2 protein-coding genes are annotated in these 25,528 nt (G+C 74.3%); one reads left to right on the top strand and one right to left on the bottom strand.

What is annotated here, in order from left to right; all coding sequences use genetic code 11:
- Positions 1-356: 356 nt before the first annotated feature.
- Positions 357-25,262, bottom strand: coding sequence for an EndoU domain-containing protein (locus tag ACFVXH_RS23350; RefSeq protein ID WP_387826814.1), 24,906 nt, complete (start codon positions 25,260-25,262; stop codon positions 357-359).
- Between the two features lie 73 nt (positions 25,263-25,335).
- Between ACFVXH_RS23350 and ACFVXH_RS23345 the strand changes: the two genes are divergently transcribed.
- The coding region (locus tag ACFVXH_RS23345; protein WP_387826811.1) for a hypothetical protein at positions 25,336-25,528 on the top strand (193 nt) is incomplete at its 3' end.

Genomic DNA, 25,528 nt, shown 5'->3' with positions numbered 1-25,528 from the left:
GGACCCGCGCCCCACCCCACCGGTGCTCCCGCCCTTCGCCGCCGAAGCGCCGGTCCGTACCGGCATGCGGAGGCCGGGGAACCGGGGGGGGGAATTCAGGGCCGGAGCGGATTCGACGGCCATGAGGGACTTCTCCCCACATCCGCCGCCGGCGGTGGTCACCACCCGCTCGTGCGACGGCAGGTGACGACACCTCAAGGTCAAGGACAGCCCTTCGGGGGCCAAAGCCGGCACCAAGGTACGGAACTTCGGCCCGCCCGGCAATGTCGACGGCCACCACACCGCCGGGCGGGCGGATGGTGCCGGCCCCCGGGGGCGGGACGGCCGGGGCCGTCCCGCCGTTCCCGCGGCCCCCGCTACAGGCCGCGCAGGGCATGGCGCACCGTCCTCACGTCGAAGCAGTCGTCGCGGACGACGTGGGCCTCGTGGAAGATCCGGCCGGCGAGGAACTCGAGGTCCCCGTCGCCCGTCGGCACGCCCAGCAGGCGGCGCACGTCCTGGCCGATCAGCCGGTCGGCCAGCTCGTTCACCAGGGAGTTGGCCTCGTGCAGCGGGGTGGTCGCGGTGATCCGCGTCCGCGTCCGCGCGATCCTGGCCAGGACGTCCCGCACGGCGGCCCCGGTCGGGTCCGGCAGGGCGGAGACGGCGTCCCGCAGGCCGTCCAGGGACCGCTCGACCGCGGCCGGGTCCGGTGCGGGGTCGCGCAGCGGCTCCAGCAGGTCCAGCAGGGCGGCGGCCAGCTCGGCCCGGGCCTGCTCCGCCGCGGCGGCCTCCTCCCCCGGGTCCGCCGAGGAGCCGTGGAGGACGTACCCGGCCCGGAGCAGCAGTCGGGCGTCCTCCTCGTGCGGGAGTTCGGCGAACAGCTCCGACGGCAGGGCCGCCACCAGCGCGTCCGCCTCGGCCAGCAGGTCCGCCGCCACGTGCTCGGGGGCGAGCCACTCCCGCAGCATCGGCAGCAGCCGGCCGCGCTCCTGGCGGTAGGCGCGGTTGAGCAGTGCGCGGACGGTGTCCCAGGGGATCCGGGACTCCCGCGGGTCCGACGGCGAACCGGCCCGGACGGCCGAACTCGCGTACGGGGGGCGGCCGGTGAGGCCGGTCCCGTCGAACCGCAGGCCCCCCAGCGCGGGCAGCGGCGGCGGCCCGGCGGGGACCACCGGCGGCGGGGTCGCGGACACCGGGGCGGAGCCGGTGCTGGCCGGGGCGGCCAGGACGGCCGGGGCCGCACCGAAGGCCGCCGGCGGCCGCACCGGCGGCACGGCGGCCGGGGTGACCGGGGCAACCGGGGCCGCCTCCACGACGGCCGGCTGCTCCTGCTCGACGGCCTCGTGCGGCCCGTCGTCCCCAGCTTCCTGGAGCTGCCGCCCGGTGGCCGGGCGCAGCGCCATGAGTGCCGGCGGCCGCTGCCCGGCGGGGCGCGGTCGGCGCTGGTTCTCGAAGGTCTGGCCCGGCGTGCCCTCGAAGCGGACGATCCGGCCGTCCTCCAGCGTCACCCGGAGTTCCACCCCCGCGAACCGCCCGGTGACCGTGCCCGTCCGCCCGTCCCCCAGCTCGGCCAGGTGCTCCCGCGCGACCATGCGCGCCGCGTGCCCGCCCTCGGCGGCCGTCCACGCGGCGGGCAGTCCCCCGGGCCTCTCAGCTCCCTCGGCCCGCTCGTCCGCGAGGGCGAGCGCGCGAGCGAGGGCCGGGTCGAGGGCCGGCGCGTCGATGCCCGCCGCCTCCAGGTCCTGGAGGCGGGTACGGGCAGCCGGGCGCTCGCCCGTGCCCGGGGTCACCGGGGTGAGCAGCGGCGGCTCCGGCGCGGGTGCGCCGTGCAGTCCGGCGACCAGCTCCTCGGCCTCCTCCAGCCGCGACCGCAGCTGCCGCACGAAGGCGCTCGGGAAGGACGAGACCGGCGGCATCGCCTCCGGGCCGTCCGCCTCGGGGACGAACCGGAGCCGGATGCGGACCGGCCGGCCGCCGGGCTGAGCCGTGGCCGGGAACAGCTCCGCGGCCTGCTCGTCGGCGAGCCGCTGGAGCCCGGCCCGCTCCTCGGCGGTCAGGTCGCCGTGGTCCCGCACCTGGACGACCAGTTCGGTGTCCGGCAGGCCGGCCCCGCCCGGCCGTACGCGGCGGTAGCCGATGGAGTAGTCGACGTCGTCCCGCACCAGGGGGCGCTCCCAGACCGGGACCGCCCCGGCCCCGGTCTCCCGACGGGACCGCTGCCAGTCGGTGGGCCGGTGGACGAGGTGCCGCCCGTCCCGGGTGACGCCCTCGATCCACACGTCGTGGGCCACCCCGACCCAGCGCACGGCGCCGTCCGGCAGCACCTCCTCGAACAGCCTTTCCTGGTAGGCCCGGTCGACCCGCTCCAGGACGTCCTCGGACGCCCAGGAGACGGGGTAGAAGGTCCGGGCCTCCAGGTTCTCGGGGCGGCGCCACCGGGACGGGAACTCGCTCAGCGGCGAGCCGGGCGCGATCCCCGGGTCCAGGAAGTACACCGGCGCCCGGTAGGTCTCGTTGGCCCGCGGCGGCCGGACCGGCCCGAGGCTCAGGCCGTGGTCCGCCGGGTCCACCGCGAAGGCCCCGCCGACCCGGACGCGGTGGTGGAAGCCGGTGAGGGTGTGCCGGTCGCCGTAGCGGTTGAGGTCCTCGACCCGGTGGCCGAAGGACAGTGTGGCGGGGGCGGGGGCGGGGGCCGTCGCGGTGAGCCCGGACTGGTCCTCGGCGGGGCGGAAGGAGATGAACTCCCCCGACCGGATCCGGCCTTCGATGCGCACGCCGTCGTACTCGCCGACCCAGCGCTGCGCGAGGTCTCCGCGCCCGCTGATCCCGCCGGTGCGGCGGGCGTGCAGGTAGGCCTGCCGCGCCGCGTACACCGCGTCCTCGGCCGTCCAGTGCGCGGGGAACATCGTCCGGTACCGGTCCAGCGCCGCTTCGCCCGCGTCGGCGCGGTACGTGCCGTTGGGGTTCGCCGCGCCGACCCGGGGCAGCCTGCGCCGCCCCGACTCCGCCGGCGGGGTCAGGTACCCGCCCGTCCGGTCCGGCCCGTCGAAGAGCGCGGTCCGCAGCGCGTCCTCGCCGAAGGCGGCCCGCACCGGGAACTCCCCGGCCGGCACCGGCCGGAGGTCCGTCCGGAAGACCCGGTCGAGGACCGCGCCCAGCTCGTTCAGGTTGTGCGGCCGGAGCGAGACCGCCGGGTTCGTGACGCCCAGCTCCACCGGGTGCCCGGCGTCGTACCAGACCCGGCCGTAGGTGTCGCTCCCGGGCGCGGTCATCAGACCGAACTCCGGGTGGACGGGCCGCGGGCCGGCCCCTTGGCGCCGGTACTCGTCGGCCAGGCCGAGCAGGTGGCCGACCTCGTGGCCGATCACCCTCGGCGGGGAGTCCACGCCCCAGTGCTGGGCGTGCTCCTGGGAGGTGTAGGAGCGCACCTCGACGACGTGGTGGGCGCTCTCCCGGTCGACGAACCGGATCGCGACCTCCAGCAGGCTGCCGTCGGGCAGCCGCAGCCCCTGGCCGAAGACGTCCCGGACGCCCGCCTCGGCGTTGAGCCGCACCCGGTCGAGGTCCCGCTCGGCCTCGGCGCGGCTGCCCGTCAGGCCGTCGGCCTCCAGGTGGACCCGCACCGTCAGGACGGTGCGGGTGTCCCCGTCGGCGTCCATCACCCGCCGGACCTCGTACGACTGGATGAACTGGGCCTGGAGCGAGCGCAGGAAGCGGCGGACCGGCGGACGCACCTCCGCCGTGGCCAGCACCCGTACCGGCTCGGCCGGTTCGGTCGCGTCGAAGCGCTGCCCCGGCTCGGCCCAGTAGTCGATGATCTGCCGGTTGCGGACCAGCAGCCTGATCCGGACGTCACCGTACGCGCCGGTGACGATCTCGTCCCCGTTGCGTCCCCTCGCCTCGCCGTTCTGCTGCTCGTACACCCACAGGGCCGCGTGGCGGGTCTGCTCCCGGGTCCATTCCGGGGGCAGCCCGGTGCCGCCCTCCCGCCTGGCCTGCTCGCCGAACACGCGCAGCTGGTCCGGGGTGAGCACCGGGGCCCCGTCGAGCGACGGGACGTCGACCGCGCCGGCGCCCGGCGCGTGGGCGGGCGCCACCAAGCCGCGCTGGTCGGCGGCCGGGCGGAAGGCGGTGACCGTCCCGTCCTCGTCCGACCTGCCCTCGATCCGGACGCCCTCGTACACGCCCTGCCAGAAGATCCCGTCCTCGGTCACCTGGAAGGTCTCGTTGCGGACCGCGTCGACGGCCGCCTGCTCGACGGCGTACCGGGCCTCGGCGGCGGTCCAGTGCTCGGGGAACAGGGTGCGCCGACCCGCGCCGGTCTCCACCAGCAGGGTGCCGTTGGCGTGACGGCGCACCAGCTCCAGCTGTTCGGCCCCCTCCTCGCCGATGGCCGACGGCAGGTGGCCGCCCCGCGTCCCGACGGCCGGGCCGAGTTCGGCCTCCAGGACGCCGTCGGCGAACTCCGTCCGGGGCGACTCGCCGTCCTCGGTGTCGTGCCCGAGGCGGCCCAGCCGGTCGTCCGCGAGCTCGCCGAGTTCGCGCAGGACGCGCACCGACGGCGCCGGGACGACGTGGGTCGTGCCGCCGCCCGCGTACTCCGTGACGGAGATGCCGAAGGCCCGGCCCAGCTGGTGGACCAGCGCGTCCCGGGAGATCTCCAGGTGCCAGTTCCCGGCGTCCTGGGCGACGCTCCGCTCGTGCAGGAGCACCGTCCGGTGCGGATCGCCGGTGGCGTCCGCGAACTCCACCCGCACCAGCAGCGGGGTGCCGTCCGGGAGCCTGGTGCGGTTGTCGAACCGCGCGGCGGCGTCCCGGATCCGCGCGCCCAGCGCGGCGACCCTGGCCCGGGCGTCCTCCCCGATCAGGCCGGAGCCGTCCAGGTGGACGCGCAGGACGAGGACGGTGACGTCCTCGCCGCCCGGTACGAGCGGGCCGCGCCGGAGCTCGAACGGCTGCGCCGCCGGGTCGTCCGGTACGGCCTCGGCCGAGGCGTGGCCCGGCAGCAGCGCCGTCGCCGGGTCCTGCGCCGGCTGCGGGATCGCGCCGGCGGGCGCGGAGGACGAGGACGACGAGGAGGAGGACTCGGGGGCGTGGCGCGGGCCGGTCGGGAAGACCGGGCCCTGGCCGGACGGCTCGGGGACGGCCTTGGTGAACTGGGCCGGGACACTCCGGTCCGGCAGGCCGCGGAAGTCCACGATCCGCCCGTTCTCGGTCCGGACCTCGATCGGGACGCCGTTGAAGCGGCCCTTCACGAGCTCGCGCCGCCGGCCGCGCCAGCCGGCGAGCACCTGGAGCGCCGCGTACCTGCCCTCGCCCGGCGTCCAGCCGGTCGGCAGTCCCCGCCCGGCGTTCCCCGCGAGCGTCGGGGCGAAGGCCCCGTCGATCATCCACTGCTGCCCCGCCATCTCGGTGACGGTGGCCGGGCGGGTGCCCGTTCCGGGCTCCGCGGGCTCGGTCAGCTCCGGTTCGACGAGCACCCGCTGTCCGTACCCGGCCTGCGCCCTGGCGGTGGCCGTGGCCGGGCCCGCGCTGCCCGCGACCGTCGCGGAGAACCCGGGCGTCAACGCCCCGGCCACACCGGGCAGGAGCACGTCCAGTCCGGCGCCGTCGGGGAGGGAGTCCGCCCCGGCCACCGCGCCCGGAAGGGCGTCCGCCTCCGTGTCGACGAAGTCGAGGGTCAGCAGGACCGGCGGGTCGCCGGCGGCACGGTGCTGCCGGACGAAGTCGTCGGCGGCCCGCTGGAGCCGCTTGCAGGCGTCCGCGACCGCCGCGGGCGTGGCGCCCGCCGCGACCCTCAGGTGCACCGGTGCCGCGACCTCGATGCCCAGCTGTCCGTCCACGGTCCGGACGCGGCGGCCGCGCAGGCCGGGCCCGGTGGACCCGTCCGCCGCCGGGGTCGCGTACCAGTCGGTGAGCGGCTGCCGGGCGGTCGGACGGTGCGTCAGGTGCCGGCCGTCCCGGGTGATCCCCTCGATCCGCACGCCGTCGGCCTCGCCCACCCAGCGCACGGCGCCGGAGTCCAGCGGCTCGGAGGTGTGCCGGGCCGCGTACGCCCGCTCCACGGCGGACAGGACGCGCGACGGCGTCCACGCCTTCGGGTAGAGGGTGTGGGTCTCCCCGTCCGCGTGCTGGTGCCACCGCGACGGGAACTTCGCCATCGGGGCGCCTGGGGTCACGGCCGCGTCGAGGAACCAGACGTCGGCCCGGTAGGTGCCGTTGTCGTTCTCCGCGAGCACCGAGCCCACCTTGACGCCGTGCGCCGTGGCGGCCGCCCTCTCCGGCTCGGCGTGGACGCCGGTGAGGGTCTGCCGGTCGCCGTACCGGACGAGGTCCTCGACCCGGGCGCCGAAGGCCCCACCGGTCGGGCGCCACGGCATGTACGCCGGGGTGTCCAGCCCGCTCTGGTCGTCGGAGGGACGGAAGGAGACGAACTCCCCCGCCCGGATCAGGCCCTCGATCCGCACCCCGCCGTACTCGCCGACCCAGTGGTGGGAGTGCAGGCCGGTCGCGGTGACCCGGCTGGTGCGCAGGGCGTGCTGGTACGCCTGCTCGGCGGCGTACACCGCGTCGTCCGCCGTCCAGTGCTCGGGGAACACCGTCCGGTTCCGGCGCGGGCCGGGCAGGTCGCCGGCCAGGGCGCCGACCTGCGTGGCCGCCGCGTCGGCGGGCCCGCCGACCACCTTGAACGTCCCGTTGCGCTCCTGCGACCCCGGCACCCGCTCCGGCCGGGGGCGCGTCGACCCCCGCGGCGGCACCAGGTGGCCGTCCCGCCCGCCCGGACCGCCGTACAGGGCGCGCCGCAGCACCTCCTCGCGGAACCGGGCCCGGGTCGGCGCGTCGCCGACCGGCGTCGGGCCGCGGTCCTCGCCGAAGGCCTCGTCCACCACCCCGCCGAGCTGCCGCAGGTTGCGGGCGGCCGGCGGCGCGAAGGGGGCGAGGACCTCCAGCGGGCCCTCGTGGAAGTGGTTCATGTCCAGCCAGGGGCGTCCGAACCGGTCGGTCTGCCGGCCGCCCATGATCCCGCTGTCGTCCGGATGGATCGGCCGGGGCGTGGAACCCGCCTCCCGGTACTCGTCGTCCAGGCCGAGCAGGTGGCCGATCTCGTGGGCGATCGTCCGCGCCCCGGTGTTCAGGCCCCAGGTCCGGTGGTTGGCCCGGTCCTGGCGCTCCCGGACGGCGACCGTGTGGTGCGCCGTGGAGCGGTCGGGGACGAACTCGACCTCGACCCGCAGCAGATCGCCGCTGGGCAGCCGCTGCCCGGTGTTGTAGACCTTCTCGACCCCCTCCCGGCCCGCCTCCCGGAGAGCCTCCACGGCCGCGGCCGTCGGCCCGTCCGCGAGGTCCAGCCTCGCTTCGAGGTCCAGGTACAGCCGGACGGTCAGCACCGTCTCGGTGTCCCCGTCCGGCAGCCGGACCCGGCGGGCGTCGAAGGACTCCAGCTCCCGGGCGGTGATGGCCCGGATGAAGGCGTCCTGCGGCGGCCTGACCTCCTGCGCGGGGACCAGCACCGCCTCGGTGCCGGCCACCGGGGCGGTCAGCTGCGGCCGCAGCTTCTGGTGCGGCTCGCCCCAGACGTCGGTGATGACGCCGTCCTCGACCCGGACGTTCAGCCGCACCCCGGCGAACCGGCCGCGGCGGACCTCGGGGGCCGGACGGCCCGCGGCCGCCTCGCCGACGACCTCGGCCGTCCCCGTCCGCAGCACGTGGTGGGCGGCGTACCGGGCCTCGGCGGCGCCCCACTCCGGGGGCAGCCCCCGGCCGGGGCGGTCCCAGGCCGGAGCCGTGAACGACGGGCGCAGCCCGGCCGTCCAGTCCCCGCCGACGTGGACCTCCCGCACCGGCGGGGACTTGCGCAGCTGCGTCCCCGTCACGAACTCCAGGTCGACCGTTCCGGCCGCCTCCCTGAACTGCCGCGGCAGCACCTGCGCCAGGCTCGGCACCGCGCCCGGCGCGACCGGGAGCGTGGTGACGCCGTCGCCCGCCTCCTCGGTGAACTCCACGCCCACGTTCAGCAGCCGGTCGAAGGCCCCGACCTGCTGCCCGGCCGTGAAGTCGGCCATGAGCGTCCGCACCTGCTGCCGCACCGCGTCCAGCTCGGCGGGCGTCATGCCCGCGGACGGCTCCAGGTGCAGCCGGACGGTGAACTCGAAGCCGTCCTGCCCGCTGTCGAACCGCACCCGCTGGAGCAGTACGCCCGGGTACCCGAACAGGTCGACCCGGTCGCCCCGGCCGACCACCGCCTCCTCCTGCCACGCCGCGTACGGCGCGGGGGAGTTGGCGAGCGGGTGGTGGTACAGGATGTAGCCCTGCTGGTCCAGGACCGCCTCGACCCACAGGCTCCCGGACCAGCCGACCGCCCGGTCCAGGCCGTCCGGCCCCGGCGCGACGCTCGGATTGTTCCGCATCGCCGCCTGGACGTGCCGCAGGACCGTGTCGGCGCTCCAGTCCTCCGGGTAGTACGTCCACTCCGGCGCCGCCACCGGCCGCTGCCAGGCACCCGGGAACCGCGTGATCGGCGCCCCCGGGACCGCCGTCGGCTTCAGCTGCCAGCCGCCGTGGTCCCGCACCACCCCGTTGGGGTCGGTCTGCGGGCCCGGGCCGGGGCGCGGCGTACGGTCGGGGCGGAGCGGCTCGGCCGCCGTCCCCTGGGCGGTCGTGAACGGCTGCCAGCCGGGGAAGTTCGCCGGGTCCGTCGCCGCGGGCGGCTGCGGCGCGGCCTGCTGCTGGGGCGTGCCGCGGGTCGGCGCGGTGGTGCCGGCCGTCGTGCCGTCGGTGCCGTCGGTGCCGCCGGTCGGCGCGTGGAACTGCCGGCCGGGTGCCTGACCGGCCTGGCCGTCGGCCGTCTCCTCCTGTCCGGTCGCCTCCTCCTCTTCGGTCACCTGCTGCTGCCCCGCCGGTGCCGCGGTGGACACCGGCGCGGCGGGCGGCGGCACGTCCTCGGGCCGCAGCATGCGCACCCGTTCCACGCCCGGCCTGGGCTTGGCCTCCTCCACCCTGACCAGCAGGCTGTCGGACCACGGCGGGAGGGCGACCGGAGTGCCGACCGGCTTCGTCGCGCCGTCGTACTTCTGGACGGTGCGCCACTGCACCCGCTCCCGCAGCTCGGGATGCCGGGCCAGGAAGCCGATCACCGTGTCCCAGAGCAGGTCGGGCCGCGGGTGCCGGGCGACCCGCGCGGCCACCTCGCTCAGCGCCAGCTTCCCGCTCTGGTAGGAGAGTTCGCGGATCAGCGTGTTGATGATGCGACGGGCCGCCAGCAGCGTCGCCTCACGGTCGGGCACCTCGGGCAACTGGACGGCCGCCGCCGGCCGCTCCCGCGGCACCCAGGTGTTCCCGGTGCCGATCTCGAAGATCTCCGAGGGGACCAGCGGGAGCGCTTCAGGGCCGTCGAGCCCTAGGCCGTGCGCCAGGTCCGCCCAGATGTTGACACCGGTCCCGCTCAGGTACAGGACCGCGTTCTTCTCCCCGTCGTCCGTGTGGCGCTGCGCCTCGGCGGGGACCTTCCCCACCCACTCCTCCGCCTCCTCGAACTCCTCGGCGGTGATGTGCGCCCGGTCGCGGGACTGGAAGTACATCCCGCGGACGGTGTTCTCGTGCGAGCTGCGCAGGTAGTTACGGCGCAGCACCTCCAGGTGCTGCTCCACACCCGGGTGCCTGGCCGGGGCGATCAGCACCGCGTTCGCCATGCCCGCGTTGCCGACCTTCGCGACGGCGAAGCTCCGCCGGGCGTTGACGATCCGCTCGACCACCGGGGCGGGGTCGGCCTGGAGCCGGTTGTCGCCGTCGGTGTAGACCCCGCCGAACCGGCGGAGGACCTCCAGTCGCAGGATGTCGCTGGCCGAGGCGTACCCCTGCCCCAGACCCTTGGCGGTCTCCATCTTGTAGGCCGCTTCGAGGCTCATCGGCGCCTCGGCCGAGAAGACCTCGTCGACGTTGACCAGCACCACATTCCCGTGCGGTCGGGTCCCCGCCCACGCCACCATGGCACGTACCGTGGCGAGTTCGGGCGTGTCCCGGTCCGTCCCCGCGGCCGCCCTGGCCTCGGCGACCCGCGCACGGGTGACGTCCGTCCAGATCACATGGGTGAATCCCTGGCCGAGACCGTCGGCCGAGTCCTGCACATTGGTCATGAACGGGCCGGTGTGCTCGTTGTCCATCGACAACGGGCCGCCCAGCCAGATCGAGTGCACCAGGCGGGGAATCCGCACCCGCTTCCGCCCGAACGCCGGACCGGTACTCCGCGACATCGTCTGGAACCGTCCGGACTCGACGACCGAACCCTGCTCCAGGCCCAGGGCCTCCGGGGCGAGCCCCTCGGCCGTCGGCGCCGTTCCGCTCGCCAGGTCCAGCGCCCGGAAGAACGCCACCCGGGACTCGGACTTCAACTTCCGGTAGTCGTACCCCTGGAGGAACTCCGGGGCGGCCGGGACGACCCGGTCACCGAACACGTCCGGACCCAGCAGACCCACCGGCGCCACCGACGCCTGCGGAACCCCGGGCATCAGGCCGATCAGCTCGTCGATCAAATCCTGGGCCGAGAAACGGAGTTCCGGCTGCACGACGACCTGAACCGGCACCGCCGGCTGGGCAGACCCCGATCCCTCTCCCTGGTTCCCGGGGTACTGGGGCTGACGCGACCGCGCGATCGCCTCCTCCAGATCGAGCTGTTCCAGGTCGTCCAGGTCCTCCTCGGCGGCCTCGTCGACCCTGCCCTTGCCCTTGTCCGTACGGGAGTTCGCGGCCGGGAGCTCGTCCTCCTCCTCGCCCTCGACGCCCGTCATCGCGACGTCCGTCGAACTCTGCGACGGCACCAGGGGAACGCTGGCACGCGGCGCCGGGCCCGCCTCAGAGGCGCCCATCGACTCGTCCGAGGCCTGGGCGGACTCAACGCCGTTCGGGGTGAAGCGGATCCAGGCACCCGGCGTACCGTCGGCCGCCGGGTACATCAGGAAGCCCGCATCAGCGTCCAGGTCGGTCGACAGCGCCGCGATCTTCCCCGTCGGCGCCCACACCACCCGACCGGTAGCGTTCGCCACCTCCTGCGCCAGCGACAACCCGCCGTCCGAAGCGGGCAGCGCCGCGTCGCACGCGGCCAGCACGATCTCGTCGCCCGCCGCCAACTGCTGAATGCTGGGCCTGCGCCGCAACGTCCGGGCCAGACCCGTCGCCGTGACCTTCACCGTGCCGACCGGGCCGGACAGCGGCAGCACCGCGAAGTCCCGGTTCCCGTGCAGCAGCGCGAGGTAGCGCCGTCCGCCGGTGCCCCACGGCACCTTCCGGTACCCGATGACCTCCTGCCCCTGCCCGTCGACCTCCAGCAGCCACCGCCGGCCCAGGTCGAAGTTCCTCAACACCTCGTGCCGCTGCGCGAGTTCGTCATCGGTGTGGAAGGCCCGACCCTGCGGAAGACCCGTCCCCGGCGCCACGACGGTCAGGCTCTGCACATCGCCCAGCCGCACACTGCCGCCACCGACCAGCGGCAGCTCCAGATCCGCGTCCCACAACTCACCCGGTTCCACGGTGCCCGGCACCACCGGACTGTGGACCACCGGCGCCACGGACTGGTCCACCGGACGGGAACGCCCGAAGAGGTTCTTCCAGCGTGACGGGGCCGAAGCCTTGACCTTGGTCCACAAGTCATTCAGGCCCCCCTGCACCTCGTGCAGGGCCCCGAGCGCGGCGGCCAGTTGCTCCTGCTCCTCCGGTAGCAGGCGCTCCAGCCCGTTCGGCGGCTCGGCCACCTGCGCGGTCGCGGCCTTGTCCTGCTCACCCCCGTACGCCCGGTGCAAGCGCTGCCGCAGACTGAGAGCCAGGAGGTAGGCGTCCACCAGCCGCCGGCCGAGGTCCGGCGGCAGCACCTTCCCGTCGGTCAGCTCCTCCAGCCGCTCGCCGGTGCTGAGCCGCCACGGCGTGTCCGGCTTCGCCACCGCCCGGTAGGCGGCATAGAGGTGCCGCGTGGCAACCGTCAGCTGCCGCATGAAGTCGGCCTTGACGTTGACGCTGTCGACCTGCGCCAGCGTCTCCGGACGCGGGAGACGGTCGAACGCCTCGCGCAGGGCGATCCACTCCACCTCGGGGTCGATGCGCCGGCCCCGCTCCTCCGTGAACGTCCGGAACAGCCCCCGCTGGCCCTCCGACGACGTGACGGCCGCGAGGGCGCCGGACAGCGGCGCCAGCTCGATCAACCGGGTGTCGTGCATGACACCGTGCTTCAGGCCCGGCTCCTCCCCCGGAGCGGCGAGCGAGCCCGCCAGCACCGCCCTGGGGTCGAAGACCCTGAGGTTGGGGTTGAACCACATGATGTCGGCCTGGAACGGCGCCGGCACCGACCCGTTCACCGGCAGGAACTGGCGGGCCAGGTCCAGCCAGCCAGCCGTCAGGTTGGTCAGCGACCGCAGCCAGACCTCGTCCTCGTCGGAGCCGAGCAGGCCGAAGTCCAGGTCGGCGGCCGGCGTCAGGTCCGTACGACCGTAGCCCGCCACCGCCACCACCGCGTACGGCGCGGTCGGAGCCCCCCGCATCGACTCACGGGCCCACCCGACCGCGTCCGCCATGATGCCGTCGGCGAACCCGGTCAACCGCCTGGCCAGGTCACGCGGGGACTCCCCCGCGGCCGCCACCGGCACCTCGTCCCGGATCTGCTGCGCCGCGGCCAGGACCGTCACCAGCAGCGCCACCATCGGCTGCGCCCCGTGCCCCAGGCGATCCCGCAGCGCCTGCGCCAGCAGCCGGAGCACCTGCACGCGCTGCGTCTGACCAAGGTCCGCGAACGCCTGCCGGAAGGACCCCATCTGCAGGGCCACACCGACACCCTGCCGGTCCTCCGCGTCCGCACCGCTCTCGTCCAACGCCGCCAGCAGCTCGTCCAGCCGCGCGCCGATCTCGGCCCGCTCCCCCTCATCCGCACCCGCCGCGACCAACTGCTCGCGGGCCCGGTCCAGCTCGGACTGCTCCTGAACAACGGTCTCCACCGCCGTGGCGACGCCGTCGACGGACTGAGTCGGTACCTGGAGCAACCCCGCCACGGCCCCCGTCGCGGCGGGCGGCGGCACCTCCCCGGGCGCCACCATGCGCACCCGCTCGACATCCGACCCGGCGGTGAACCCCGCCACCGGCTCGGACGCGGGCACCAGGAGACCGGCGGACCACGGCGGGAGCGCCACCGGCTGGTCGGCCGGCCCGGTTCCCGCGCCGACCTTCCGGACGGTGCGCCACCGCACCAGGTCCCGCAGCTCGGGGTGCCGGGCCAGGAACCCGATCACCGTGTCCCACAGCAGCTCGGGTCGCGGGTGCCGGGCGACCCGCGCCGCCACCTCGCTCAGCGCCAGCTTGCCGTTCTGGTACACCAGTTCACGGATCAGCGTGTTGATGATGCGACGGGCCGCCAGCAGCGTCGCCGCGCGGTCGGGCACCTCGGGCAGCTGGGCGCCCGGCACCGCCGACGGCCTCGGCGGCACCCAGGTGTTCCCGACCCCGATCTCGAACACGCCCCGCTCGACCACGGGAAGCGCACCGGGGCCGCTGAGCCCCAGGCCGTACGCCAGGTCCGCCCAGATGTTGACACCGGTCCCGCTCAGGTGGAGGACCGCGTTCTTCTCGTTCTCCTCCGTGTGGTTCTGGACCCAGACCGGGGGCCCCGCCACCACGTCCGCCTGCTGGAAGTTGGCCTCGGTGTTGTCCTCCTGCCCCCGGGGCCGGAAGTACTCCCCGCGGAAGGTGTTCTGGTGCGAGCTGCGCTGGTAGTTGCTTCGCAGCACCCTGAGGTGCTCCTGCACGGCCGTGTTCCCGGCCGGGGCGATCAGCACCGCGTTCGCCAGACCGCCCCTGGCGGTCGTGCCGGCCCTGGCGCCCGGCGCATCCGCCAGGCTGGCCGTGGCGACGGCGAAGTGCCGCTTGGAGTCGGCGATCCTCCTGACCTCGGGAACGGGGTTCTTCAACAGCCGGTTGTCGCCGTCGGTGTAGACCCCGCCGAACCGGTCCAGGACCTCCAGCCGCAGGATGTCGCTCGCCGAGGCGTACCCCTGCCCCAACCCCTTGGCGGTCTCCATCTTGTAGGCCGCTTCGAGGCTCATCGGCGCCTCGGCCGAGAAGACCTCGTCGACGTTGACCAGCACCACGTTCCGGTGCGTCCGGCTCCTCGCCCACGCCACCATCGCCCGTACGGTGGCGAGTTCGGGCGTGTCGTCGCCCGTCCCAGCGGCCGCCGCGGCCTCGGCGACCCGCGCACGGGTGACGTCCGTCCAGATCACATGGGTGAACTCCCGGCCGAGACCGTCGGCCGATTCCTGCACGTTCGCCATGAAGGGGCCGGTGTGCGCGTTGTCCGCCGACAACGGGCCGCCCAGCCAGATCGAGTGCACCAGCTGCGGAATGCGCACCCGCTTCGGCAGGTGCATCGACCCCGACCTGCGCCGCACCGTCTGGAGCGCCCCGGACTCGATGACGGACTCCGGGTCCTGGCCCAGGGCCTTCGGGGCGAGCCCCTCGGCCGTCGGCGTCGCCGCCTCGCTCGCCAGGTCCAGCGCCCGGAAGAACGCCGTCCGGGACTCCGACTTCAACTGGCCGTAGCCGTACCCCTGGAGGAACTCCGGGGCGGGCGGGACCACCCGGTCGCCGAACAGGTCCGGCCCCAGCATGGCCTCCAGCGGATCCGCGGGCGCCGCCGGCGCCTGCGGGCCGCCGGGCATCAGGCTTACCAGCTCGTCGATCAACTCCTGGGCCGTGAAGGGCGGTTCCGGTTCCTGCGCCTGCGCCTGCGCCTGGGTCGACCCTTCTCCCTGATTCTCGGGGAGCTGGGGCTGCTCCTCCACGACGTCCGTCGTCGCGACGCCCGTCGAGCTCTGGGACGGCACCTGGGGAGCCGTGCCACGCGACACCGGGCCCGCCTCGGAAGCGCCCACCGACTCGTCCGAGGCCTGGGCGGTCTCAACACCGTTCGGGGTGAAGCGGATCCAGACACCCGGCGTACCGTCGGCCGCCGGGTACATCAGGAAGCCGGCGTCCGCGTCCAGGTCGGTCGACAGCGCCGCGATCTTCCCCGTCGGCGCCCACACCACCCGACCGGTAGCGTCCGCCACCTCCTGCGCCAGCGACGGCCCGCCATCCGAGGCCGGCAGCGCCGCATCGCACGCGGCCAGCACGATCTCGTCACCCGCCGCCAACTGCTGGACACTCGGCCGGCGCCGCAGCGTCCGGGCCAGCCCGGTAGCAGTGACCTTCACCGTACCGACCGGGCCGGACAGCGGCAGGACCGCGAAGTCCCGGTTCCCGTGCACCAACGCGAGGTAACGCCGCCCACCCGTTCCCCACGGCACCTTCCGGTACCCGGTGACCTCCTGGCCCTGCCCGTCGACCTCCAGCAGCCAACGCCGCCCCAGGTCGAAACTCCTCAACACCTCACGCCGCTGCGTGAGTTCGTCCTCCGTGTGGAACGCCCGACCCTGCGGAAGGCCCGTCCCCGGTGCCACGATGGTCAAGCTCTGGACGTCACCGAGGCGCACACTGCCGCCACCGACCAGCGGCAGCTCCAGCTCCGCGTCCCACAACTCGGCCGGCTCGACCGTGTCCGGCACCAGGCCGACGGACTGGTCCGCCACCGGACGGCGCCCGAACAGGTTCTTCCAGCGCGACGGAGCCTGGGCCGGGGGCCTGGCCTTGACCCACAGGGCGTCGAGGCTCCCCTCCAGATCACGCAGGGCCCCGAGCGCGACGGCCAACTGCTCCTGCTCCTGCGGCAGCAGGCGCTCCAGCCCGTTCAGCGGCCCGGCCGCCGTCACCGTCGCGACCTTGTCCTGCTCACCCCCGTACGCCCGGTGCAGCCGCTGCCGCAGACTCAGGGCCAACCTGTAGGCGTCCACCAGCCTCTGGCCGAGCGCCGCCGGCAGCACCCGCGCCGTGATCAGCTCCTCCAGCCGCTCGCCGGTGCTGAGCCGCCACTCCGTCTCCGGCTTCGCCACCGCCCGGTACGCGGCATAGAGGTGCCGCGTGGCGACCGTCAACTGCCGCATGAAGTCGGCCTTGACGTCGACGGTGTTCGCCTGCGCCAGCGTCTCCGGACGCCGGAGACGGTCGAACGCCTCCCGCAGGGCGATCCACTCCACCTCGGGGTCGAGGCGCTGGCCCCGCTCCTCCGTGAACGTCCGGAAGAGCTCCCGCTGGCCCTCCCGCGACGTGACGGCCGCGAGGGCACCGGGCAGCTGCGCCAGCTCGATCAGCCGCGTGTCGTGCATGACACCGTGTGTGGGCCCCGGCTCACCTCCCGGACCGGCGAGCGCGAACTCCAGCACGGCCTCCGGGTCGAAGACCACCAGGTTGGGGTTGAACCACAGGATGTCGGCCTGGAACGGCGCCGACACCGTCCCGTTCACCGGCAGGAACTGGCGGGCCAGGTCCAGCCAGCCCGCCGCCAGCTTGGTCAGCGACTCCAACCACACCGCGTCCTGCTGGGAACCGAGCAGACCGAAGTCCAGGTCGGCGGCCGGCGTCAGATCGGTACGGCCGTAACCGGCCACCGCCACCACCGCGTACGGCGCGGTGGCCTCACCCCGCATCGACTCACGGGCCCAGGCGACCGCGTCCGCCATGATGCCGTCGGCGAACCCGGTCAACCGCCTGGCGAGGTCACGCGGGGACTCCCCCGCGGCCGCCACCGGCACCTCGTCCCGGATCTGCTGAGCCGCGAGGAGCACCGTCACCAGCAGCGCCACCATCGGCTGCGCCCCGGGCCGCAGACCGTCCAGCAGGGCCTGGGCCAGCAGCTGGAGCACGCCCAGACGCTGCGTCTGCCCCAGGTCGGCGAAGGCCTGCTGGAAGGGCCCCATCTGCAAGGCCGTGCCGACGCCCTGCCGGTCCTCCGCGCTCGCGCCGCTCCCGTCCAAGGCCGCGACCAGCCGGTCCAGGCCCGCACCGATCGCGGCCCGCTCCCCCGCATCCGCACCCACGGCGACCAGCAGTTCACGGGCACGGTCCAGCTCGGACTGCTCCTGAACGACGGTCTCCACCACTGTGGCGACGCCGTCGACGGACTGGGTGGGAACCTGGAGCAGCCCCGCCGCGGGTACCGTCGAGGCGGGCGGCGCCACAGTCTCGGGCGCCACCATGCGCACCCGCTCGACGCCCGCCCTGGGCTTGGCCTCCTCCACCCTGACCAGCAGGCTGTCGGACCACGGCGGGAGGACGACCGGACTGCCGGTCGGCTTCGTCGCCCCGTCAAGCTTCTGGACGGTGCGCCACTGCACCCGTTCCCGCAGCTCGGGGTGGTGCGCCAGGAAGCCGATCACCGTGTCCCAGAGCAGGTCGGGCCGCGGGTGCCGGGCGACCCGCGCGGCCACCTCGCTCAGCGCCAGCTTCCCGCTCTGGTAGGAGAGTTCGCGGATCAGCGTGTTGATGATGCGACGGGCCGCCAGCAGCGTCGCCTCGCGGTCGGGCACCTCGGGCAGCTGGACGGCCGCCGCCGGCTCCGTCTCCGCGGCCGGCCGTTCCCTCGGCACCCAGGTGTTCCCGGTGCCGATCTCGAAGGTCTCCGAGGTGACCATCGGGAGCGCGTCGGGGCCCTTGAGCCCCAGGCCGTGCGCCAGGTCCGCCCAGATGTTGACACCGGTCCCGCTCAGGTACAGGACCGCGTTCTTCTCGTTCTCCTCCGTGTGGCGCGTCGGCTCGCCAGGGTCCGTCTTCACCCACGTCTTCGCCTCCCGGAAGTCCGCGCCGGAGATGTGCGACGGCTCCCGGGACTGGAAGTACACCCCGCGGACGGTGTTCTCGTGCGAGCCGCGCAGGTAGTTGCGGCGCAGCACCTCCAGGTGCTGCCGCACGGCCCGGTGTCCGGCCGGGGAGATCAGCACCGCGTTCGCCAGGCCGCCCTTGGAGGTCCGGGTGCTCTTTGCGAACCCGGTGGTCGTACCGATCGTGGCGCTCGGCACCGTGGTCGCGGCACTGGCCCTGGCGACGGCGAAGCCCTGCTCGGACTCGACGATCCGCCGGACCTCGGGGTCCAGGTCCTTCAACAGCCGGTTGTCGCCGTCGGTGTAGACCCCGCCGAACCGGTCCAGGACCTCCAGCCGCAGGATGTCGCTCGCCGAGGCGTACCCCTGCCCCAGACCCTTGGCGGTCTCCATCTTGAAGGCCGCCTCCAGGCCCATCGGAGCCTCGGCCGAGAACACCTCGTCGACGTTGACCAGCACCACGTTCCGGTTCGGCCGGCTCCTCGCCCACTCCACCATGGCCCACACGGTGGCGAGTTCAGCCGGGACGTCGTCCGTCCCCGCGGCCGCCGCGGCCTTGGCCTCGGCGACCCGCGCACGGGTGACGTCCGTCCAGATCACATGGGTGAACCCCTCGCCGAGACCGTCCGCCGAGTGCTGCACATTGGTCATGAACGGACCGGTGTGCTCGTTGTCCATCGACAGCGGGCCGCCCAGCCAGATCGAGTGCACCAGCCGCGGAATGCGCACCGGCTTCGGCAGGTGAATCGGGCCCGACCTGCGCGGCATCGTCTGGGACTGGTCGGACTCGACGACCGACCCCGAGTGCAGGCCCAGGGTATCCGGGGTGAGCTCCTGGGCGGTCGGCGCGGTCTCGCGCGCCAGGTCCAGCGCCCGGAGGAACCCCACCCGGGACCGCGACTTCAACTTCCGGTAGTCGTAACCCCGGAGGAACTCCGGCGCGGCCGGGACGATCCGGTCGCCGAACACGTCCGGACCCAGCAGACCCACCGGCGCCACCGACGCCTGCGGAGCCCCGGGCATCAGGTCGATCAGCTCGTCGATCAACTCCTGTGCCGTGAAGGGCGCCTCCGGTTGCATGACGGTCGACACCTGGGCCTGGACAGACCGCGACCCCTCGCCCTGGTTCCCGGGGTGCTGGGGCTGCTGCGACCACGCGAACCCCTCCGCCGGATCCAGCTCTTCCAGGTCGTCCAGTTCCTCCAGGTCGTCCGCGTCCTCCTCGGACTCGGACTGTTCCTCCTCGGAGTCCTCGACGCCCGTCATCACGACGCCCGTCGAACTCTGCGACGGTGCCAGCGGAGCCGTGCCACGCGGCACCGGGCCCACCTCGGACACGCCCGCCGGGTGCGACTCCTCCGAGTCCTGGGAGGGATTGACACCGTTGGGCGTGAAGCGGATCCAGGCACCCGGGGTGCCGTCGGCGGCCGGGTACATCAGGAAGCCGGCGTCCGCGTCCAGGTCGGTCGACAGCGCCGCGATCCTCCCGGTCGGCGCCCACACCACCCGACCGGTAGCGTCCGCCACCTCCTGCGCCAGCGACGGCCCGCCATCCGAAGCGGGCAGCGCCGCGTCACATGCGGCCAGCACGATCTCGTCACCCGCCGCCAACTGCTGGATACTCGGCCGGCGCCGCAGCGTCCGGGCCAGCCCCGTCGCGGTGACCTTCACCGTACCGACCGGACCCGACAGCGGCAGCACCGCGAAGTCCCGGTTCCCGTGCAGCAGCGCGAGGTAACGCCGACCGCCCGTCCCCCACGGCACCTTCCGGTACCCCGTTACCACACGCCCCTGCCCGTCGACCTCCAGCATCCACCGCCGCCCCAGGTCGAAGTTCCTCAACACCTCACGCCGCTGCGCGAGTTCGTCCTCCGTGTGGAACGCCCGACCCTGCGGCAGACCCGTCTCCGGCGCCACGATGGTCAAGCTCTGCACATCACCCAGCCGCACACTGCCGCCACCGACCAGCGGCAGCTCCAGATCCGCGTCCCACAACTCACCCGGCTCGACCGTGTCCGGCACCAGGCCGACGGACTGGTCCGCCACCGGACGGCGCCCGAACAGGGTCTTCCAGCGCGACGGCGCCGAGGACTGAACCTTGGACCACAGGGCGCCGAGGCTCCCCTGCACCTCGTGCAGCACCCCGATCGCGGCCGCCAACTGCTCCTGCTCCTCGGGCAGCAGGCGCTCCAGCCCGTTCGGCGGCTCGGCCACCTGTGCCGTCGCGACCTCGTCCCGCTCACCCCCGTACGCCTGGTGCAACCGCTGCCGCAGGCTCAGGCCCAGCACATAGGCGTCCACCAGCTGTCGGCCGAGCGGCCCCGACAGCACCTTCCCCGCGATCAGCTCCTCCAGCCGCTCGCCGGTGCTGAGCCGCCACGGGGTGTCCGGCTTCGCCACGGCCCGGTACGCGGCATACAGGTGCCGCGTGGCGACGGTCAGTTGGCGCATCAAGCCGGTCTTGACGTTGACGCTGTTCACCTGCGCCAGAGTCTCCGGACGCGGGAGGCCGGCGAGCGACTCCCGCAGGGCGGCCCACTCCACCTCGGCGTCGCCGCGCCCGCTCCGCTCCTGGGCGAACCTCCGGAAGAGCTCCCGCTGGCCCTCGTGCGACGTGACGGCGGCGAGGGCGCCGGTGAGCGGCGCCAGCTCGATCAGCCGGGTGTCGTGCATGACACCGTGCTTGGGCGTCAGCTCGTCCGCCGAAGCGGCGAGCGCGTGCTCCAGCACGGCCTCCGGGTCGAAGACCGCCAGATTGGGGTTGAACCACATGATGTCGGCCTGGAACGGCGCCGCCGCCGACCCGTTCACCGGCAGGAACTGGCGGGCCAGGTCCAGCCAGCCGGCCGCCAGGTTGGTCAGCGACCGCAGCCAGGCCGCGTCCGCCTGAGCGCCGAGCAGACCGAAGTCCAGGTCGGCGGCCGGCGTCAGGTCGGTGCGGCCGTAGCCCGCCACCGCCACCACCGCGTACGGCGCGGTCGGAACACCCCTCATCGACTCACGGGCCCAGGCGACCGCGCCCGCGAGGATCCCGTCGGCGAACGTGGTCAACCGCCTGGCGAGGTCGCACGGGGACTCCCCCGCGGCCGCCACCGGCACCTCGTCCCGGATCTGCTGCGCCGCGAGGAGCACCGTCACCAGCAGCGCCAGCATCGGCTGCGCGCCGGGCTCCAGCCCGTCCCGCAGCGCCTGCGCCAGCAGCCGGAGCACCTCCAGACGCTGCGCCTGCCCCAGGTCGGCGAACGCCTGCTGGAAGGAACCCATCTGCAAGGCCGTGCCGACACCCTGCCGGGCCTCCGCACCCGCACCGATCTCATCCAGCGCCGCGACCAGGTCGTCCAGGCGCGCGACGATCGCGGCCTGCTCCTCCGCCCCCGCGCCCACGGCGACCAGCTGTTCGCGGGCCCGGTCCAGGTCGGTCACCGCCGGGACCACGCCGTCGACGGCCTGGGTGGGGACCTGGAGCACCCCCGTCGCGGCGGGCGGCGGCACCTCCTCGGGCGCCAGCATGCGCACCCGCTCGACACCCCGCCCGGTCTTGATCCCCTCGACCTCCCCGGGCTCGGGCACCAGGAGGCCGGCGGACCACGGCGGGAGCGGAACCGGGGCGCCGATCGGCCTCGTCCCCGCGTCGTACTTCTGGACGGTGCGCCACTGCACCCGCGTCCGCAGCTCGGGGTGGCCGGCCAGGAAGCCGATCACCGTGTCCCACAGCAACGCGGGCTGCGGGTGCCGGGCGACCCGCGCGGCCACCTCGCTCAGAGCCAACTTGCCGTTCTGGTAGGAGAGTTCGCGGATCAGCGTGTTGATGATGTTCCGGGCCGCCAGCAGTGTCGCCGCGCGGTCGGGCGCCTCGGGCTGCTGGTCGCCCTCCGCCGGCTCCGCCTCCGCGGCCGGCTGCTCGCGCGGCACCCAGGTGTTCCCGACCCCGATCTCGAACACACCCGGCTCGACCACCGGGAGCCTGCCGGGGCCCTTGAGCCCCAGGCCGTGCGCCAGGTCCGCCCAGATGTTGATGCCGGTCCCGCTCAGGTAGAGGACCGCGTTCTTGTCCCGCTCCTCCGTGTGGCCCTGCACCCAGACGGGGTCCTCCCCCGCCATCTTGTCCGCCTCGCGGAAGTCGGTCTTGGACACGGACATCCGGTCCAGGTACTGGAAGTAGCCTCCGCGGACGGTGTTCTCGTGCGAGCTGCGCAGGTAGTTGCGGCGCAGCACCTCCAGGTGCTGCCGCACGGCGCGGTGCCCGGCCGGGGCGATCAGCACCGCGTTCGCCATGCCGGAGTTGCCGACCTTGGCGACGGCGAAGCCCTGGTCGGATTCGACGATCCGCCGGACCGCCGGGGTGGGGTCGGTCCGGAGGCGGTTGTCGCCGTCGGTGTAGATCCCGCCGAACCGGCCGAGGACCTCCAGTCGCAGGATGTCGCTCGCCGAGGCGTACCCCTGCCCGAGGCGCTTCGCCGTCTCCATCTTGTAGGCCGCTTCGAGGCCCATCGGCGCCTCGGCCGAGAAGACCTCGTCGACGTTGACCAGCACCACGTTCCCGCGCGGCCGGGTCCCCGCCCACGTCACCATCGCCCGTACGGTGGCGAGTTCGGGCGTGTCGTCGCCCGTCCCCTCGGCCGCCCTGGCCTCGGCGACCCGGGCGCGGGTGACATCCGTCCAGATCACATGGGTGAACTCCTGGCCCGGACCGTCCGCCGAGTCCTGCACATTGGTCATGAACGGGCCGGTGTGCTCGTTGTCCGCCGACAGCGGGCCGCCCAGCCAGATCGAGTGCACCAGCCGCGGAATGCGCACCCACTTCCGCAGAAACCCCGAACCGGTACTCCGCGACATCGTCCGGATCCCACTGGACTCGACGACCGACTCCGGGTGCTGGCCCAGCGTCTCCGGGGCGAGCCCCTCGGCCGTCGGCGCGGTCGCGCGCGCCAGGTCCAGCGCCCGGAAGAACGCCACCCGGGACTCCGACTTCAACTGCCGGTAGTCGTAGCCCTGGAGGAACTCCGGAGCGGGCGGAACGACCCGGTCACCGAACACGTCCGGACCCAGCAGACCCGCCGGCGCCTGGGGAACCCCGGGCATCAGGCCGACCAGCTCGTCGATCAACTCCTGCGCCGTGAAAGGCGCCTCCGGCTGCGCGACGACGGGCACCTCCGGCTGAGTCGACGCCGACCCCTCCGCCGGGGAGACCTCGTCGAGGGCCTGCGTGGGGACCTGGAGGAGCTTCGCCTTGGCCTCGGGCGTCAGCGCCGACCCGGTCCGGCTCCCGGACGCGGCCGACGCCGAGGTGATCGGACCCCCGCCCCCGCTCGGCTGCTGCCGGAGCCGCGTCGACAGCTCGATCGCCGCCGCCAGCTCGCGGGCCTCCCGGGCCTCCATCTGCGCCCAGGTCTCGTCCGGGTTCGGAGCCCGCAGAACCGTGATCTCCTCCTCGGGCTCCTTCACGACGGTCTCGACGGCCTCGACGGGCTTGCCGGGCTTGACGGCCTCGACAGTCTCAACCGGCTCGACGGCCAGGCCCTTGCCCTTGCCCCCGACCGGTCCGGTCTTCGAGACCGGGGACGCCTCGGCCTCGAAGGCGACCCTCCCGCCGGGCCGCTCCGGAAGGTTCCGGGGGAACGTCGGCATGAGGCCCTGCCGAGCCAACGAGCCCACGTTGATGCCGAGTTCGCGCGCCAGCTCGTGCCAGGCCTCGGCCTCGGCGGCCACCTGGTGGGGAGCCAGGTAGCGGTCCATCGCCTCGAAGTCCGCCGGCCCCGTGTACTCGCGCATGGGCTTGCGCAGCGCGGCATCGGCCCGCTGGGTGATCCGGGCCCTGGCCTCGGCGAAGGAGATCTCCCCGATCGTCCCGGAGTTCCCACCCGACTTGTCCCGCAGGTCCTGCAACAGCTCCCGCCACCGGGCGTCCTCGGCGGCCGCCGCCTCCGCTCGCCGGCGGTCGGCCCGGGCCTCGGCCTCCGCGACCTGCGCCTTCGTCCGCTCGGACGCCTCCCGCTCGGCAGCGGCCCGCTCCCGCCGCTCCGCGGCCACCTCCGCCCGCCGCTCCGCCTGCTTCTCCGCCGCCTGGCGCGCCTCCTCGGCACGCTGCTCCGTCAGCTTCCGGGTCTCCGGATCCTGCCGCTTGTGCTCCAGCCAGCGGTCCATGACCTCCGCGTGCTTCTGCGCCGCGAGCCGGGCCTCCTCGCCCCGCGCCCCCGGCGAAGGCTTCTCCGGCACCCGGGACCGGGCAGCCGATCCGGCGCCGGGCTTCTCCACCGCCGCCGCATCGGCCTCGGCCTTGGGCGTCACCCAAGCCTTCCCCGCGGCCTCCCGCTTCGCCGCGGCCTCCCGCTTGTCCGTCAACTCCGACGGCGACTTGACCCGCTCCGACGAACCCGAACCCCCCACCGCCGCACCGGACTTCTCGGACGCCCCAGCAGGCTCCTCACCCTTGGGCGTCACCCAATCCTTCCCCGCAGCCTCCCGCTTCGCCGCGGCCTCCCGCATCTCCGAAGACGCCGCCGACTCCGACGGCGACTTGACCCGCTCCGACGAAGCCGAACCCCCCACCGCCGCACCGGACTTCTCGGACGCCCCAGCAGGCTCCTCACCCTTGGGCGTCACCCAAGCCTTCCCCGCAGCCTCCCGCTTCGCCGCGGCCTCCCGCTTGTCCGTCAACTCCGCCGACGACTTGACCCGCTCCGACGAACCCGAACCCTCCACCCCCGCACCGGACTTCACCTTCGCCCCAGCAGGCGCCTCACCCTTGGGCTCCGTCGCCCAGGCATTCCCCGCGGCCTCCCGCCTCGCCGCGGCCTCCCGCTTGTCCGTCAACTCCGACGGCGACTTGACCCGCTCCGACGAACCCGAACCCTCCACCCCCGCACCGGACTTCACCTTCGCCCCCGCGTTGCCGGCCTCGGCCCCCGCACCCGCCTTCGCCGCTGCCGCCGCATCGGCCTCGGCCTTGGCCTTGGCGATCCGGGCGTTCGCCGCGGTCTCCTGCTTCGCCGCCAGCTCCGACTGCGGACCCCGGCTGTTCGTCGATGTCTCCGCGTTCGGGAACTCCTGCTGGGATCCGCTCCGCGGGCCGGTTCGGTTCGACGCTCCGGCGTCCTCGGAGACCCGCGCCCCCCCGCCGAGACGATCGCCCCGGCCGGAGAAGGGCTCCGTCTTGCTCACGGGCTTCTCGGTGGACGATCCGACCTTGGTCGAGCCGCCCGCCCCCGATTCGGTCGGCTTGGCCTCGGTGACGGTCTTCACATTGGAGCCGCCGGATCGCATCCCCGACTCCGAGGTGCTGCTCCTCGGCCCCGCCCCGTCCTGGGGGCCATCGGCGAGGGTCCTCACCTTCTCGGGACCGAACGGCCGCACGGTGGGCTTCTTCGGCGCCGAGCCCTCGGACTTCGTCGTCGTCCCCTCCTGCCGGCCGTTCTGCCGCGTCTGGTCCGGGGTGGGCCGGTCCCCCTTGCCCGGGGCCTCGCCCGCGGAGGGCTTCTGCTTCGACCCGTCGGTGCCGCCCTCGTGCTCCCTCGGCGAGGGGGTGTCCGCGTCCCCCGACTTCTTGAGGTCGTCCATGGTCGTCGACCTGCGGTCGCCCGAGTCCCGGGACACCCACCTCTCACCGGGCTTGCCGTCCAACGTGGACCCGGTGCCCCGATCGACCAGCGGCTTCTCCTTCGGCGACCCGCCCTTCACCGGACCATCCGCCGGCAGGTCGTTCACGGTCATCGACCTGCGATCGCCCGAATCCCGGGACACCCACTTCTCACCGGGCTTCCCGTCCAACGTGGACCCGGAACCCCGATCGACCAGCGGCTTCTCCTTCGGCGACCCGCCCTTCG

The sequence above is a fragment of the Kitasatospora sp. NPDC058184 genome, from assembly GCF_042883725.1.
Classification (GTDB): domain Bacteria; phylum Actinomycetota; class Actinomycetes; order Streptomycetales; family Streptomycetaceae; genus Kitasatospora.
This window is presented reverse-complemented; position numbering and strand designations above follow the sequence as displayed.